Annotated in this window: 26 protein-coding genes; all 26 read right to left on the minus strand. The window is 35.0% G+C overall.

Going from position 1 to position 14,268, the window contains the following annotated elements:
- Positions 1-2: 2 nt before the first annotated feature.
- Complete coding sequence (gene rplM / locus KA926_RS13025; protein ID WP_107383898.1) at positions 3-440, minus strand: 50S ribosomal protein L13; 438 nt, start codon at positions 438-440, stop codon at positions 3-5.
- Between the two features lie 202 nt (positions 441-642).
- A complete protein-coding gene (truA, locus tag KA926_RS13030; protein ID WP_107386077.1) occupies positions 643-1,449 on the minus strand; it encodes a tRNA pseudouridine(38-40) synthase TruA in 807 nt (268 codons plus the stop codon).
- A gap of 3 nt (positions 1,450-1,452) precedes the next feature.
- The gene (locus tag KA926_RS13035) at positions 1,453-2,259 is read right to left on the minus strand and encodes an energy-coupling factor transporter transmembrane component T family protein (RefSeq protein ID WP_107383900.1); all 807 of its coding nucleotides are present in this window, start codon (positions 2,257-2,259) and stop codon (positions 1,453-1,455) included.
- The gene (locus KA926_RS13040; protein WP_107504560.1) at positions 2,249-3,112 is read right to left on the minus strand and encodes an energy-coupling factor transporter ATPase; all 864 of its coding nucleotides are present in this window, start codon (positions 3,110-3,112) and stop codon (positions 2,249-2,251) included. Before KA926_RS13040 ends, KA926_RS13035 begins: the two co-directional genes overlap by 11 nt.
- Positions 3,109-3,921: an energy-coupling factor transporter ATPase gene (locus KA926_RS13045; RefSeq protein WP_019468663.1), complete on the minus strand. Its 813-nt coding sequence runs from the start codon at positions 3,919-3,921 to the stop codon at positions 3,109-3,111. Before KA926_RS13045 ends, KA926_RS13040 begins: the two co-directional genes overlap by 4 nt.
- A gap of 627 nt (positions 3,922-4,548) precedes the next feature.
- On the minus strand, positions 4,549-4,917 hold the full coding sequence (gene rplQ, locus KA926_RS13050; protein ID WP_019468662.1) for a 50S ribosomal protein L17: 369 nt from the start codon (positions 4,915-4,917) through the stop codon (positions 4,549-4,551).
- Positions 4,918-4,935: 18 nt separating this feature from the next.
- Positions 4,936-5,880: a DNA-directed RNA polymerase subunit alpha gene (locus KA926_RS13055; protein WP_019468661.1), complete on the minus strand. Its 945-nt coding sequence runs from the start codon at positions 5,878-5,880 to the stop codon at positions 4,936-4,938.
- Between the two features lie 76 nt (positions 5,881-5,956).
- Entirely contained in the window at positions 5,957-6,346 is a 390-nt protein-coding gene (gene rpsK / locus KA926_RS13060) for a 30S ribosomal protein S11 (protein WP_019468660.1), read from the minus strand.
- A 23-nt stretch (positions 6,347-6,369) separates the two neighbouring features.
- Positions 6,370-6,735, minus strand: a complete 366-nt coding sequence (gene rpsM / locus KA926_RS13065; RefSeq protein ID WP_107383902.1) for a 30S ribosomal protein S13 — start codon at positions 6,733-6,735, stop codon at positions 6,370-6,372.
- A gap of 21 nt (positions 6,736-6,756) precedes the next feature.
- Positions 6,757-6,870, minus strand: coding sequence for a 50S ribosomal protein L36 (gene rpmJ / locus KA926_RS13070; RefSeq protein ID WP_002482634.1), 114 nt, complete (start codon positions 6,868-6,870; stop codon positions 6,757-6,759).
- Between the two features lie 31 nt (positions 6,871-6,901).
- The gene (infA, locus tag KA926_RS13075) at positions 6,902-7,120 is read right to left on the minus strand and encodes a translation initiation factor IF-1 (protein WP_001118443.1); all 219 of its coding nucleotides are present in this window, start codon (positions 7,118-7,120) and stop codon (positions 6,902-6,904) included.
- Between the two features lie 173 nt (positions 7,121-7,293).
- Entirely contained in the window at positions 7,294-7,944 is a 651-nt protein-coding gene (locus KA926_RS13080) for an adenylate kinase (RefSeq protein WP_019468658.1), read from the minus strand.
- Positions 7,945-7,961: 17 nt separating this feature from the next.
- Entirely contained in the window at positions 7,962-9,254 is a 1,293-nt protein-coding gene (gene secY / locus KA926_RS13085) for a preprotein translocase subunit SecY (protein WP_107383903.1), read from the minus strand.
- Positions 9,254-9,694 (minus strand): 50S ribosomal protein L15, encoded by a 441-nt coding sequence (gene rplO, locus KA926_RS13090; protein ID WP_019468656.1) that lies wholly within the window; start codon positions 9,692-9,694, stop codon positions 9,254-9,256. The genes secY and rplO overlap by 1 nt, the downstream gene beginning before the upstream one ends.
- Before the next feature lie 16 nt (positions 9,695-9,710).
- Entirely contained in the window at positions 9,711-9,890 is a 180-nt protein-coding gene (rpmD, locus tag KA926_RS13095) for a 50S ribosomal protein L30 (RefSeq protein ID WP_002482630.1), read from the minus strand.
- Between the two features lie 16 nt (positions 9,891-9,906).
- Complete coding sequence (gene rpsE / locus KA926_RS13100; RefSeq protein ID WP_019468655.1) at positions 9,907-10,404, minus strand: 30S ribosomal protein S5; 498 nt, start codon at positions 10,402-10,404, stop codon at positions 9,907-9,909.
- A gap of 20 nt (positions 10,405-10,424) precedes the next feature.
- Positions 10,425-10,787 (minus strand): 50S ribosomal protein L18, encoded by a 363-nt coding sequence (gene rplR, locus KA926_RS13105; protein ID WP_107383904.1) that lies wholly within the window; start codon positions 10,785-10,787, stop codon positions 10,425-10,427.
- Positions 10,788-10,818: 31 nt separating this feature from the next.
- Entirely contained in the window at positions 10,819-11,355 is a 537-nt protein-coding gene (gene rplF, locus KA926_RS13110) for a 50S ribosomal protein L6 (RefSeq protein ID WP_019468653.1), read from the minus strand.
- A 27-nt stretch (positions 11,356-11,382) separates the two neighbouring features.
- A complete protein-coding gene (rpsH, locus tag KA926_RS13115; RefSeq protein WP_019468652.1) occupies positions 11,383-11,781 on the minus strand; it encodes a 30S ribosomal protein S8 in 399 nt (132 codons plus the stop codon).
- 31 nt (positions 11,782-11,812) lie between these two features.
- Positions 11,813-11,998: a type Z 30S ribosomal protein S14 gene (locus KA926_RS13120; RefSeq protein WP_002482625.1), complete on the minus strand. Its 186-nt coding sequence runs from the start codon at positions 11,996-11,998 to the stop codon at positions 11,813-11,815.
- A 21-nt stretch (positions 11,999-12,019) separates the two neighbouring features.
- Complete coding sequence (gene rplE / locus KA926_RS13125) at positions 12,020-12,559, minus strand: 50S ribosomal protein L5 (protein WP_210144573.1); 540 nt, start codon at positions 12,557-12,559, stop codon at positions 12,020-12,022.
- Positions 12,560-12,581: 22 nt separating this feature from the next.
- Positions 12,582-12,902: a 50S ribosomal protein L24 gene (gene rplX / locus KA926_RS13130; protein WP_107383905.1), complete on the minus strand. Its 321-nt coding sequence runs from the start codon at positions 12,900-12,902 to the stop codon at positions 12,582-12,584.
- A gap of 41 nt (positions 12,903-12,943) precedes the next feature.
- The gene (gene rplN, locus KA926_RS13135) at positions 12,944-13,312 is read right to left on the minus strand and encodes a 50S ribosomal protein L14 (RefSeq protein WP_019468649.1); all 369 of its coding nucleotides are present in this window, start codon (positions 13,310-13,312) and stop codon (positions 12,944-12,946) included.
- A gap of 30 nt (positions 13,313-13,342) precedes the next feature.
- Positions 13,343-13,606: a 30S ribosomal protein S17 gene (gene rpsQ / locus KA926_RS13140; protein ID WP_019468648.1), complete on the minus strand. Its 264-nt coding sequence runs from the start codon at positions 13,604-13,606 to the stop codon at positions 13,343-13,345.
- A 26-nt stretch (positions 13,607-13,632) separates the two neighbouring features.
- Entirely contained in the window at positions 13,633-13,842 is a 210-nt protein-coding gene (gene rpmC / locus KA926_RS13145; RefSeq protein ID WP_002482620.1) for a 50S ribosomal protein L29, read from the minus strand.
- Complete coding sequence (rplP, locus tag KA926_RS13150) at positions 13,832-14,266, minus strand: 50S ribosomal protein L16 (RefSeq protein WP_019468647.1); 435 nt, start codon at positions 14,264-14,266, stop codon at positions 13,832-13,834. The genes rpmC and rplP overlap by 11 nt, the downstream gene beginning before the upstream one ends.
- Positions 14,267-14,268: the final 2 nt, after the last annotated feature.

The raw sequence follows: 14,268 nt of genomic DNA on the forward strand, positions 1-14,268 counted from the left end.
AATTAACCACGTAACTCGTAGTTTTCTGGTTGTTGTGCAGCGTGTGGATGTTCAGCGCCACCATATACAAATAATTTTTTGCCTTGTTTTTCACCTAGACGTGTGCTTGGTAACATACCTTTAATTGAGTTTTCAAGTAGACGTTCTGGGTTTGTAGCTTTTAACTCACCAGCAGAGATTGATTTGATTCCGCCTGGGTGGTTACTATGACGGTAATACATTTTGTCTTGTTCTTTATTACCAGTGAATTGAATTTTAGCAGCGTTGATGATAATTACATAATCACCTGAATCAACGTGTGGTGTATAAGTTACTTTATTTTTACCGCGTAGAATAGCAGCTACTTCTGATGATAAACGACCAAGTGTTTTACCTTCAGCATCAATAACATACCATTTGCGCTCAATGTTTGCTTCATTAGCCATAAATGTTTGACGCATATAATTGTCCTCCTAGAATAAATAAATGTTTCTTGTCTAATTAAAGTGATATTTAAACTTAAATTCATTTATTTTGTTAATTTATAATTTCTACGTGCTTCTATATCTTGTTACACAATAAGATTCCGGGGCTTATCGTGGGGTGATATAAAACAATACCGTTAGTTATCGTATAATTTTTATGGGGTTTTGTCAATGTAATTCAACTATTTTGTGTAGATTTTTTTTGATATATTTTTATATCTTCACCAAAGTCTCTTTTCAGTGCTTCGGGGGATAAATATATATGTTCCAAATACAATCCATCAGCTGGTGCAGTGAACGGAACTTTATTGCGATCTTTAGCAATTAATAATTGTGGAACTACCTCAGGTTGGAATTTCCCTTTGCCTACTCCAATTAAAAATGCTACTAACACACGCACCATATTATATAAAAATCCCGAACCAGTAACGACATAATCAAAACCATATTCTGTTTTTTCTATTTTACTTTCATATAACGTACGGACTTTACTTTCAACTTCTGTTTTTTGGGAACAAAATCCAGTAAAGTCATGTGTACCAATAAACAAATTGGCAGCTTGTGACATTTTTTCAAAGTTTAAACTTTCTGGTACGTGATTTTTTAAACCACATTCAAATGGATTTTTATTAGGTGATTGATAAACTTTATAGCGATAAGTTTTACCGACACAATCATAACGACAATGGAATGATTCATCTACAAATGAAACATCTTTCACATAAACATCATCAGGCAATGCCCGATTCATCGCATATCGCCATTGATCTGGTGAAATGTTAAGCTCTGTATCAAAATGAAAATATTGTTCTAATGCATGCACGCCACGATCAGTTCGACTACTAGGATGTATTCTAATATGTCGTTTGTGCATGCGTTTAAGTATTTTTTCAAATTGTTGTTGTACGGTTCTACCATTATTTTGAATTTGAAAACCTAAGAATTGACTACCCTGATATGAAATATTTACTAAAACACGAACCATTCTTTACACTCCCATATACTTTAACACAAATAATATTATTGCTATTGGTATAATTGAAATCAATAACAAACTATCAGACCATTGCCAGTCTAATTGACGATAACTTGTTCGCTGTTTGTTTGTTTCATAACCACGGACTTCCATTGCAATGGCTAAATCTTCTGCTCTTTGGAAAGCTGAGATAAATAAGGGTATCAATAAAGGAATAAATGCTTTAACTCTGTTGATTAACCCCCCAGAACTGATTTCAGAACCTCTTGATTTCTGTGCTAAGATAATCTTATCTAGCTCATTCATTAAAGTTGGAATAAAACGTAAAGCGATTGACATCATCATACTCAGTAAATGTACAGGAACTTTTATCAACTTTAATGGATATAATAATCGTTCAAACGCATCAGTAAGATCTAATGGACTTGTCGTTAAAGTCATGATCGTAGATACCATAATGATAAACATTAGCCTCAACACAATATAAATACCTTCTAAAACGCCTTGAGTATCAATTGAAATAAACCCTATCTCAAATATACGCATACCACCTTTAGTTAAAAACAAATGCATTAAAAAGGTGAAAATCAGAAAAATCCATATAGGTGTTAATCCCTTTATTAAAAACCAAGATTTTATGTGCGCTGCTTTCATCATGGTTACAATGATCAAGAATAACCATAAATAAGTGATAAATGAATGTGCAAAAAATATTAGTATGATAAATAAAAATACAAATATTAATTTGGCACGTGGATCACGACGATGTACAAAAGTGTCTAATGGAAGATAACGTCCTATAATAAACTTATCTCTCATGTTGTTGCCACTCCTTATACATCTCAGTGAATTCTGATTCGGTTAATGCCGTGCGCTCAAATTTAAATTGATGCTTTGCTTCAATATCTCTCTGTAATTTGACGATGTCTGGTACATCTAAATGCATATCTTTAACATAGTCGTCAGCATTAAACAATTTTCTTGGAGAACAGCTTTCCACTAACTTGCCATGTTTAATAATTTTCACTTCATCAACATATTTTGCAACATCATTCATTTCATGCGTAACTAATATGATTGTTTTATTTTGTTCAAGCTGAAGTTTCTTTAACATTTCCATGATTTGATTTCTACTTTTAGGGTCAAGTCCTGCAGTAGGTTCATCTAAAATAACAATATCTGGATCCATAGCTAATATAGAAGTAATTGCTATTTTTCTCATTTGACCTCCCGACATTTGGAAAGGTGATTGTTCAAGTATATCCCTATTAAAACCGAACTCTAATAATAATTGAAATGCTCGTGTTTTTACTTCTTCAAGTGGCATATTAAAATTTTTAGGTCCGAATAAAATTTCTCGTTCCACGGAGTCTTCAAAAAGTTGTGATTCTGGAAATTGGAATACTACCCCTACACGCTTACGCACTTGCTTTAAATATTTATCTCTAGTCTTGTGCGTAATCATGACCTCATCGACCTCTAAAGCGCCATGTGACGGTTTTAGCAATCCATTAATATGCTGTATTAATGTAGACTTACCAGAGCCTGTTTGACCAATCACTGCATAATACTTACCTTGTTCAAAAGTAGTTACAATCTCTTTCAATGCAAGATGTTCATAAGGTGTTCCTTTTTGATAAACATAGGACACTTGATTGAATTTAACAGTCATAATTTGCTTACCAACCCTTCATAAGAAATATAGTCAGTAACACCTAATAGTTGTTGGCTCATTCTCATTGCAAACGGTAAATCTAAACCTATTTGTGTTAATGCCTCTCCTTTATTAAAAATAACTTGAGGCAAACCTGATTGATATAGAAAGCCTTGGTTTAAAACAACTAAATGATCCGCATCTATAGCTTCAGATAAATCATGAGTGATGGATATAATTGTCACATCTTTTTCTTCCTTTAAACGATGTATGAGTGAAATTAATTCTGTTCTACCTTCTGGATCTAACATAGACGTCGCTTCATCTAATATGATGATATCTGTATTTAATGCTAAAACACCTGCGATAGCGACACGCTGTTTTTGGCCACCAGAAAGTGATTGCGGCTCATATGTAGCTCTGTCCAGCATATCTACATCCGCTAATGCTTTAGGCACAATTTCATGCATTTTCTCGTAAGTCATAGCATTATTTTCTAAACCAAATGCTACATCAAATTCCACAGTAGACCCAACAAATTGATTTTCTGGATTTTGAAATACAATTCCTATATGCTGTCTCAACTTATTTAAGTTATCGTCATTGATACTAACACCGTTTAAATATATTTGGCCCTCAAAAGGTTTTTGAATGCCTATCATCAGTTTTGCTATCGTTGATTTACCTGAACCATTATGACCTACTATAGAGGTCCATTTGCCTCTAGGAATGCTAAATGATACATCATTTAACGCAAGTGGTTCATCGCTATTATATTTAAAAGATACATGATCAAATTTAATTATTTCTTCTGCTTGCGTTATCATAACAGTTATCTCCTAAATCAAAAATATTAATCATATACTTAATCATTTTACATGAAAAACGATAAATAAGCACTTCATCTTCATTAATTTCTCTTTTAAATTTTATTTATTGAGACACGCATAAAGATAATTTTGAGCATAAAATACACTTCTCATTAATATAAATAGTTAACAATTATTGTTTCTTAGCAATTTATCTACTTTTAAATTTATGAACAAAATATTGCCTAGTTAGAACTTCTTATGCATTGGCTCTATGAATGTATTCCTTTACCTTACCCAAATTAAGGCTCAGCAGTTCGCTATTGCTTCGCAATTGCATAAGTCCCCCTAAATTCTTCGAATTAAGGCTCAGCAGTTCGCTATTGCTTCGCAATTGCATAAGTCCCCCTAAATTCTTCGAATTAAGGCTCAGCGGTTCGCTATTGCTTCGCAATTGCATAAGTCCCCCTAAATTCTTCGAATTAAGGGGGACTAACAAAAAAAAGCGCGCACCCCATCATATTTGAGTTCACGCTTTAAAATTTATTAAGTTTGATGGGGTACTCTGAGCTAGACAATATTTGTATGTGGCAAACATTATCGTTGCACTCATTTGCTTTATACATAGTAGTATGTGTATTTAAATTAAACTAATTCTATAATTACTGATTCAGCACCGTCACCGCGACGAGGGCCTACTTTAAGGATACGTGTGTAACCACCTTGACGTTCTGTATAACGTTCAGCAATTTCACCAAATAATTTTTGAAGTGCAGTTTGTGTTGTTTCATCTTCATTTAAGACTTCAACATTACGTAAAGTTTTAGCAGCTTGACGACGAGATGCTAAATCTCCTTTTTTACCTAAAGTGATTAATTTTTCAACAACACTACGTAATTCTTTTGCACGTGCTTCTGTCGTTTCAACACGTTCACTAACAATAAGTGAAGTAGCTAAGTCACGTAACATCGCTTTACGTTGATCAGAAGTACGACCTAATTTTCTGTAACCCATGAGTTAACCTCCTTTTTATTAATCTTCTTTTCTAAGACCTAAGCCTAGATCTTCAAGTTTATATTTAACTTCTTCTAATGATTTGCGTCCTAAATTGCGCACTTTCATCATATCTGCTTCAGATTTATCAGCTAATTCTTGAACAGAATTAATACCTGCGCGTTTCAAACAGTTATATGAACGGACAGATAAGTCTAATTCTTCTATAGACATTTCAAGTACTTTTTCTTTTTGATCTTCTTCTTTTTCAATCATGATTTCAGCATTTTGTGCTTCATCAGTTAATCCAACGAAGATGTTCAAATGTTCAGTTAGGATTTTTGCCGCTAGAGAAACAGACTCTTGTGGCGTAATTGAACCATTAGTCCAAACATCCAAAGTTAATTTATCAAAATCACTACTTTGACCTACACGTGTGTTTTCTACAGTATAGTTAACACGTTCTACTGGTGAATATAGTGAATCCACTGGAATTACACCAATTGGTAAATCACTAGTGTTATTTTGTTCTGCTAATGCGTAACCTCTACCCTTATTAGCAACAAGACGGATTTTTAAATGTCCACCTTTAGATACTGTTGCGATTTTAATCTCAGGATTTAAAATCTCTACATCACTATCATGCGTGATGTCGCTTGCAGTAACTTCGCCTTCATCTTTTACATCAATCTCTAATGTTTTATCTTCTTCAGAATAAATTTTCAATGCTAGCTTTTTGATGTTCATAATAATTGTTGAAACATCTTCTACAACATTATCTATTGCTGAGAATTCATGTAATACACCTTCGATTTCGATGTACTTAACGGCTGCACCTGGTAATGAAGATAGTAGGATACGACGTAAGGAGTTTCCTAGTGTAGTACCGTAGCCACGTTCTAGTGGTTCAACAACGAACTTACCGAATTTAGCATCTTCACTAATTTCAATTGTTTCAATTCTAGGTTTTTCGATTTCAATCATTTACAAATATCCTCCTTGATTACGTCGACTTGAATTGTACTGTGTTTCTCAGTGACTTGCGACAATAACGATAATATTATACGCGACGACGTTTTGGTGGACGACAACCATTATGTGGTACTGGAGTAACGTCACGGATTGCAGTTACATCTAATCCAGCTGATTGTAATGCACGGATCGCTGATTCACGACCTGGGCCAGGACCTTTAACAGTAACTTCAACAGTTTTTAAACCATGTTCCATAGCTGCTTTAGCTGCAGTTTCTGATGCCATTTGTGCTGCAAATGGTGTTGATTTTTTTGATCCTTTAAATCCAAGTGCACCTGCTGATGACCATGATAAAGCATTACCAAATTCATCAGTAATAGTTACGATTGTATTATTGAATGTTGAGCGGATGTGTGCCACACCATTCTCAATATTCTTTTTCACTCTACGTTTACGAGATACTTGTTTACGTGCCATTTAAAATTTGCCTCCTTTACCTATTATTTTTTCTTGTTAGCTACAGTTTTAACTGGGCCTTTACGAGTACGAGCATTGTTTTTTGTCTTTTGTCCGCGTACTGGTAAACCACGACGGTGACGGATACCACGGTATGATGAGATTTCCATTAAACGTTTAATGTTTAAGTTTTGCTCACGACGTAAGTCACCTTCTACTTTATAATTGTCTACTACTTCACGGATACGACCTAATTCGTCATCAGTTAAGTCTTTAACGCGAGTATCTGTAGATACATTAGCTTCTTCAACAATTTTTTGAGCTGTAGTAGTACCGATACCATATACATAAGTTAAAGAAATAACAATACGTTTTTCACGTGGAATATCTACTCCTGCAATACGTGCCATAATTATTTACACCTCTCTTTATTAACCTTGTCTTTGTTTGTGTTTTGGATTGCTACAAATTACCATTACTTTACCTTTACGTTTAATGACTTTACATTTTTCGCAAATTGGTTTTACTGATGGTCTTACTTTCATTTTAATACCTCCCTATATTATGGAGTGACGATTATTTATAACGATACGTAATTCTTCCGCGTGTTAAATCATACGGAGACATTTCTACAGTTACTTTGTCGCCAGGTAGAATTCGAATATAATTCATTCTGATTTTACCACTTACGTGAGCTAAAATCTCATGACCATTTTCTAATTCTACTTTAAACATTGCATTTGGTAAAGTATCTAATACTGTACCTTCTAATTCAATAACATCTTGCTTAGCCATTTATTAACTTCCCCCTTTTTACAATAGTTGGTTATCGTCTAAGATCAACTATAACCATACGAGTCTATAAGTGTTGTTAATAAGTTCAACAAAATTAAAATGAATTACTATATCGCATTGTCACTCTTTTTCGTTTATACTCTTGGCATTACATAGACCGTACAAAGTTGATACTATTTTAGGTTCTCAAGAATATCGATTACGTTTGAAGTAACCTCATTAATATCTTTTGAACCATCAATGTTTTTCAATACATTTTCATTATCATAGTATTCTAGGATTGGCTTAGATTGTTTTACATTGACATTTAAACGATTTGCAACTGTTTCTGGGTTGTCATCTTCACGTTGGTATAATTTACCACCGTCAATATCACAAATGCCATCAACTTTTGGAGGATTGAATACAAGATGATAAGTGTGCCCGCATTTTTCGCAAATTCTACGACCAGTAAGGCGGTTCATTAATTCTTCTTCAGGTACCTCTATATTGATAACAGCATCAATTTTTCTATCTAGTTCTTGCATGATTTCACTTAATGCTTTTGCTTGTTCAATAGTACGAGGAAAGCCGTCAAGTAAGAATCCTTTTTTTGCATCGTCTTCAGAAATTCTTTCTTTAACAATGCCCACAGTAACTTCATCAGGGACTAATTCTCCACGATCCATGTACGATTTAGCTTCTTTTCCTAAATCAGTTTCATCTTTAATCGCTTTTCTGAACATATCTCCAGTAGATATGTGTGGAATTGGGAATTTCTTAACAATTTCACTCGCTTGAGTTCCTTTACCTGCGCCAGGTAAACCCATTAAAATGATATTCATAAGTGCCCTCCTACAATTTATCTACCACCAAAGCCTCTATAATCTTTTTGACTCACTTGAGCTTCAAGACTCTTCATTGTTTCAATCGCAACACCAATTACAATAAGTAGACTTGTACCACCGACTTGTATCGATTGTGGTAAGTCCATCACCTTAGTAGCAATGATTGGTAGTATAGCAACGACAGCTAAGAATATTGATCCTACAAAGGTCAATCTGTAGAGAACTTTAGTAATATATTTTTTTGTTTGTTCGCCAGGTCTAATACCCGGAACATAACTGCCTTGTTTTTTAAGGTTATCAGACATCTTTTCAGGATTGACTTGTACAAATGCATAGAAATATGTGAATGCAATAATAAGAATCACATAAACAATCATCCCTATATTATTTGATGGATTTGCAACGTCAGATATTTTTTGCGCCCAACTTGCATCAGGGAAGAACAAAGTTAATGTTCTTGGTAATAAGAAGAACGCCATTGCAAAGATGACTGGGATAACCCCTGCAGAGTTAACTTTCAAAGGTAAATATGTTGCTTGTGAACCTAATCGTTGTGCAGACTGTTTTTTCGCATATTGAATTGGTATTTTTCTAATAGCTTGTAGTACGAATATTGCACCAACCGTTAGCAATACCATTCCAACAATTAATCCAATAACTTTTAACCATGCTAAAGTTGTATCATCTTGTCCTACAAAGGACTGTTGGTAAAACTGGATTAATGATGAAGGTAATGAAGATAAAATACCTCCAAAGATAATGATGGAAATACCATTACCAACACCGAATTGAGTGATTTGTTCACCTATCCAAATTAAAAACGCTGTACCAGCTGTTAACACAACAGCTATTGTTAGGTAGCTTATTACGGACTGATCCATAATAAGTTGACCTTTCAAATAATTATTAAATTGGAACGCCATTCCTATTGATTGGATAAAAGCAAGTACAATCGCAAAATAACGGGTTACGTTATTAAGTTTTTTTCTACCTGCATCACCTTGTTTTGCCCACTCTGAAAACTTTGGAACAATATCCATTTGTAATAACTGCATCACAATTGATGCAGTAATATATGGCATTATACCCATGGCAAAGATAGAAAAGTTCTGCAAGGCTCCGCCACCAAACGTGTTAAGTAAGTCAGTGACACCTTGAGAACCTTGTTGACTGTCAAAAGCAGCTGGATTTACGCCAGGTGCTGGAATATAAGTACCTATTTTAAAAATAACTAACATTGCGAGCGTAAAAAAGATCTTGTTACGAACTTCTTTTGTAGTAAAGAAGCTCACAAGCGTTTGAAACATTAGATCACCTCGTGTGCTCCGCCTTTAGCATCAATAGCTTCTGCTGCAGAAGCAGAGAATTTGTTAGCTTTCACTGTTAACTTCTTGTCAAGTGAACCACTACCTAGTACTTTAATACCAGATTTTTCACTTTTAACTACACCAGATTCTACTAATAAAGCAGGAGTTACTTCAGTACCATCCTCAAATTTATTAAGTTGGTCTAAGTTAACAATAGCATATTCTTTGCGGTTAATGTTAGTAAAACCTCGTTTTGGTAAACGGCGGAATAAAGGTAATTGTCCACCTTCAAATCCTGGTCTAATACTACCACCTGAACGCGCTTTTTGTCCTTTTTGTCCACGGCCACTAGTTTTACCGTTACCAGTAGCTGCACCACGACCTACGCGGTTACGAACTTTACGAGAACCTTCTGCTGGTTTTAACTCATGTAATTTCATTTCGGCACCTCCTTAATTATTTTTCTTCTACTGTCACTAAGTGACTTACTTTGTTGATTTGCCCACGAATAGCAGGGTTATCTTCAACAACTACTGAAGAGTTTGTTTTTTTCAAACCTAAAGCTTCAACAGTTTTACGTTGTGTTTCTGGACGACCTATAACACTACGAGTGAGGGTAATTTGTAATTTAGCCATAACTTATTTTCCCTCCTTAATTATATAATTCTTCTACTGACTTGCCACGTAATTTCGCAACTTGTTCAGCATTTTTAAGGTTTTGTAATCCATTAATTGTTGCACGCACCATATTGATTGGTGTGTTTGAACCTAAAGATTTACTTAAGATATCAGTGATACCTGCTAGTTCTAATACTGCACGAACAGGACCACCCGCAATAACACCAGTACCAGGAGCTGCTGGTTTCATCAATACACTACCTGAACTGAATTGTCCAGTGATCATGTGAGGAGTTGTACCTTCGACACGTGGAACTTCAACTAAGTTTTTCTTAGCTGCTTCAACTGCTTTTTTGATTGCTTCAGGTACCTCTTGTGCTTTACCAGTACCGAATCCAACGCGACCGTTTTTATCTCCAACTACTACTAAAGCGCTGAAACGGAAACTACGACCACCTTTTACAACTTTTGCAACACGATTAATTGTAACAACGCGTTCTTCAAATTCTTTCGCTTCTTCTCTACGAGCCATGTAAATGTCCCTCCTTTAAATTAAAATTGTAAACCATTTTCACGAGCTGCATCTGCTAATGCTTTAACACGTCCGTGATATAAATATCCTCCGCGGTCAAATACAATTGTTTTTACGCCTTTTTCATTCGCTCTTTTAGCAATTGTTTCGCCGACTTTAGCTGATAAATCAACTTTAGATCCAGTTTCATTAGCTAGATCTTTTTCTTGTGTTGAAGCTTGTGCTAATGTTTTACCATTAACATCATCGATAACTTGTGCATAAATGTGTTTGTTTGAACGATAAACATTTAAACGTGGTTTTTCAGCAGTGCCAGATAATTTGTTACGGACACGAGCATGTCTTTTCAAACGCACTTTGTTTTTATCAATTTTGCTGATCATTTTATTACTCCTTTCTTCTGAAAGTTATTTATTATTTACCAGTTTTACCTTCTTTACGGCGAACGTATTCACCTTGGTAACGAATTCCTTTACCTTTATAAGGTTCTGGAGGTCTTACTGAACGAATGTTTGAAGCAATAGCTCCAACTTGTTCTTTTGAAATACCTTCTACAGTTACTGTAGTGTTTTTATCAACACCGAAAGTGATACCATCTTCAGCTTTAAATTCAACTGGGTGTGAGTATCCAACGTTTAATACTAGGTCATTACCTTGCATTTGAGCACGGTAACCTACACCTACAAGTTCAAGTGTTTTTTTGTAGCCATCTTTAACACCTAGAATCATATTATTAATCAAAGCACGAGTTGTACCATGAACTGTTCTGTCATTTTGAGAATCAGTTGGTCTTACAACTTCTAATGTGTTTTCATCTTGCTTATATGTCATTCTTTCATTCATTGTTTGTGATAATTCGCCTTTTGGACCTTTAACAGAAACTGTATTTCCTTCGATAGTTACTGTAACGTCACTAGGGATGTCAATAATTTTTTTACCAACACGACTCATGTTATCGCACCTCCTTGTTATTAATTATTACCAAACGTAACCTAAGATTTCTCCACCAATATTACGTTTTCTTGCTTCTTTATCAGTGATTACACCTTCAGAAGTAGAAACTAATGCAATACCTAAACCATTTAACACTTTAGGCACTTCGTTTGCTTTAGCATAAACACGTAAACCTGGTTTTGAGATACGTTTTAATCCAGTGATAACACGTTCATTGTTTTGACCATATTTAAGGAATAAACGAATAACCCCTTGTTTATCGTCTTCAACGTATTCTACGTTTTTAATGAAACCTTCACTTTTTAATATTTCAGCAATTTCTTTTTTGATATTTGATGCAGGCAATTCTAACTTATCATGGCGCACCATGTTTGCGTTTCTTACACGAGTTAGCATATCTGCAATTGGATCGTTGATTGTCATTGAATGTTGCCTCCTTTCAGACTTTTTTCTATTACCAGCTAGCTTTACGAACGCCAGGGATTTGGCCTTTATAAGCTAATTCACGGAAACAAATACGGCATAATTTAAATTTACGATATACAGAATGTGGACGACCACAGCGTTCACAACGCGTATATTCACGTACTTGGAACTTTTGTTTTTTTTGTTGCTTAGCAACCATTGAAGTTTTAGCCACTTAATTAGCCTCCTTTAGAGATTATTTTTGAAATGGCATACCGAATTGTGTTAACAATTCACGAGCTTCCTCGTCAGTGTTAGCAGTTGTTACGATAACGATATCCATTCCTCGTATTTTACTTACTCGGTCATAGTCGATTTCAGGGAAAATTAATTGTTCTTTAACACCTAAAGTGTAGTTACCTCTACCGTCAAATGCTGATTTTGATACACCACGGAAGTCGCGAACACGTGGAAGTGATACCGCAATTAATTTATCTAAAAAGTCATACATTCTTTCACCACGTAAAGTTACTTTAGCGCCGATTGGCATACCTTCACGTAAACGGAATGTAGCGACAGATTTTTTCGCTTTAGTTACTAATGGTTTTTGACCAGTGATAGCTTGTAATTCTTCTACAGCATCATCTAATACTTTAGAGTTTTGTACAGCATCACCAACACCCATGTTCACTACAATTTTTTCTATTTTTGGTACTTCCATTACTGAACTATAGTTGAATTTTTTGACTAAGTCCGTTGTAATTTCAGAATTAAATTTTTCTTTTAAACGATTCACAGTGGATCCTCCTTTCAATTAGTTATTCATTATTAGATTTGATTTCTTCGCCAGATTTTTTAGCGATTCTAACTTTTTTACCGTCTTCGAATTTGAAACCTACGCGAGTTGGTTCATTCGTTTTAGGGTCTAATAATTGTACATTAGAAACATGGATTGCTGCCTCTGTTTCTAAGATTCCACCTTCAGGATTAAATTGAGTTGGTTTTTGGTGTTTTTTAATAGTGTTAACACCTTCCACAACGACACGGTCTTTTTTAGGTTCTGTAGCTACTACTTTACCTTCTTTACCTTTGTCTTTACCTGCGATAACTTTTACGTTGTCACCTTTTTTGATATGCATGTGTGGCACCTCCTTAAATTTATATATTTATAAATAATTTATTAAAGTACTTCTGGAGCTAATGATACAATTTTCATGAAATTACCTTCACGTAATTCACGCGCAACTGGTCCAAAAATACGAGTACCACGTGGGCCTTTGTCGTCACGAATGATGACACATGCATTTTCATCAAATTTGATATATGAACCGTCATTACGACGTACACCTGATTTAGTACGTACAACAACAGCTTTAACTACTTCACCTTTTTTGACAACGCCGCCTGGTGTAGCATGTTTAACAGTAACGACGATAACGTCACCAATGTTCGCTGTTTTACGACCAGATCCACCTAATACTTTGACTGTAAGTACTTCACGTGCACCAGAGTTATCTGCTACTTTTAATCGTGTTTCTTGTTGGATCATGAGTTAAACCTCCTTTATCTTCACTGTTTATTAAATAATTACTGATTCTTCAACAATATCTACTAAACGGAAACGCTTAGTTGCTGATAAAGGACGTGTTTCTTGAATCTTAACGATGTCCCCTAATTTAGCTGAGTTGTTTTCATCATGTGTTTTGTATTTTTTAGAGTATTTTACTCGTTTGCCATATAGTTTGTGTGTTTTGTATGTTTCAACAAGTACAGTTACTGTTTTATCCATTTTATCGGAAACGACTCTACCTACATAAACTTTACGATCATTTCTTTCGCTCACTTTAGTAACCTCCTCTTTCAATTTGATTATTGATTAGCCTTACCTTGTTCAATTTCTCTTTCACGAGCAACAGTTTTTAGACGTGCAATCGTTTTTCTCACTGTACGAATACGTGCAGTTTCCTCTAATTGACCTGTAGCTAACTGAAAGCGTAGGTTAAAAAGCTCCTCTTTTGAAGATTTGATTTGTTCTTCGATTTCAGAAGTGGTTAAGTCTCTAATTTCCTTAGCTTTCATTTGTTTCACCACCCAATTCTTCACGTTTTACAAACTTAGTTTTAACTGGAAGTTTGTGACTAGCTAAACGTAATGCTTCACGCGCAACTTCTTCGTTTACGCCTGCAACTTCAAATAAAATTCTACCTGGTTTTGCAACTGCAATCCAGCCTTCAACGGCACCTTTACCAGCACCCATACGAACTTCTAAAGGTTTTTTAGTGTAAGGTGTATGTGGGAAGATTTTGATCCAAACTTTCCCGCCACGTTTCATATAACGAGTCATTGCAATACGAGCTGATTCGATTTGACGAGATGTGATCCAAGACGTTGTAGTTGCTTGTAAACCATACTCACCAAATGTTACATAGTTACCGCCTTTAGAACGACCAGTTGTTTTAGGACGATGTTGACGACGATATTTAACACGTTTTGGTAGTAACATTA

The sequence above is a fragment of the Staphylococcus sp. GDY8P94P genome (genome assembly GCF_017892255.1).
Taxonomy (GTDB): domain Bacteria; phylum Bacillota; class Bacilli; order Staphylococcales; family Staphylococcaceae; genus Staphylococcus; species Staphylococcus cohnii.

Coding starts and splice junctions, on each gene's coding strand:
- rplM (WP_107383898.1), bottom strand. CDS start 440: ATGCGTCAAACATTTATGGCTAATGAAGCAAACATTGAGCGCAAATGG.
- truA (WP_107386077.1), bottom strand. CDS start 1,449: ATGGTTCGTGTTTTAGTAAATATTTCATATCAGGGTAGTCAATTCTTA.
- KA926_RS13035 (WP_107383900.1), bottom strand. CDS start 2,259: ATGAGAGATAAGTTTATTATAGGACGTTATCTTCCATTAGACACTTTT.
- KA926_RS13040 (WP_107504560.1), bottom strand. CDS start 3,112: ATGACTGTTAAATTCAATCAAGTGTCCTATGTTTATCAAAAAGGAACA.
- KA926_RS13045 (WP_019468663.1), bottom strand. CDS start 3,921: ATGATAACGCAAGCAGAAGAAATAATTAAATTTGATCATGTATCTTTT.
- rplQ (WP_019468662.1), bottom strand. CDS start 4,917: ATGGGTTACAGAAAATTAGGTCGTACTTCTGATCAACGTAAAGCGATG.
- KA926_RS13055 (WP_019468661.1), bottom strand. CDS start 5,880: ATGATTGAAATCGAAAAACCTAGAATTGAAACAATTGAAATTAGTGAA.
- rpsK (WP_019468660.1), bottom strand. CDS start 6,346: ATGGCACGTAAACAAGTATCTCGTAAACGTAGAGTGAAAAAGAATATT.
- rpsM (WP_107383902.1), bottom strand. CDS start 6,735: ATGGCACGTATTGCAGGAGTAGATATTCCACGTGAAAAACGTATTGTT.
- rpmJ (WP_002482634.1), bottom strand. CDS start 6,870: ATGAAAGTAAGACCATCAGTAAAACCAATTTGCGAAAAATGTAAAGTC.
- infA (WP_001118443.1), bottom strand. CDS start 7,120: ATGGCTAAGCAAGATGTTATTGAATTAGAAGGTACAGTATTAGATACT.
- KA926_RS13080 (WP_019468658.1), bottom strand. CDS start 7,944: ATGAATATCATTTTAATGGGTTTACCTGGCGCAGGTAAAGGAACTCAA.
- secY (WP_107383903.1), bottom strand. CDS start 9,254: ATGTTTCAAACGCTTGTGAGCTTCTTTACTACAAAAGAAGTTCGTAAC.
- rplO (WP_019468656.1), bottom strand. CDS start 9,694: ATGAAATTACATGAGTTAAAACCAGCAGAAGGTTCTCGTAAAGTTCGT.
- rpmD (WP_002482630.1), bottom strand. CDS start 9,890: ATGGCTAAATTACAAATTACCCTCACTCGTAGTGTTATAGGTCGTCCA.
- rpsE (WP_019468655.1), bottom strand. CDS start 10,404: ATGGCTCGTAGAGAAGAAGCGAAAGAATTTGAAGAACGCGTTGTTACA.
- rplR (WP_107383904.1), bottom strand. CDS start 10,787: ATGATCAGCAAAATTGATAAAAACAAAGTGCGTTTGAAAAGACATGCT.
- rplF (WP_019468653.1), bottom strand. CDS start 11,355: ATGAGTCGTGTTGGTAAAAAAATTATTGACATCCCTAGTGACGTTACA.
- rpsH (WP_019468652.1), bottom strand. CDS start 11,781: ATGACAATCAACGATCCAATTGCAGATATGCTAACTCGTGTAAGAAAC.
- rplX (WP_107383905.1), bottom strand. CDS start 12,902: ATGCATATCAAAAAAGGTGACAACGTAAAAGTTATCGCAGGTAAAGAC.
- rplN (WP_019468649.1), bottom strand. CDS start 13,312: ATGATCCAACAAGAAACACGATTAAAAGTAGCAGATAACTCTGGTGCA.
- rpmC (WP_002482620.1), bottom strand. CDS start 13,842: ATGAAAGCTAAGGAAATTAGAGACTTAACCACTTCTGAAATCGAAGAA.
- rplP (WP_019468647.1), bottom strand. CDS start 14,266: ATGTTACTACCAAAACGTGTTAAATATCGTCGTCAACATCGTCCTAAA.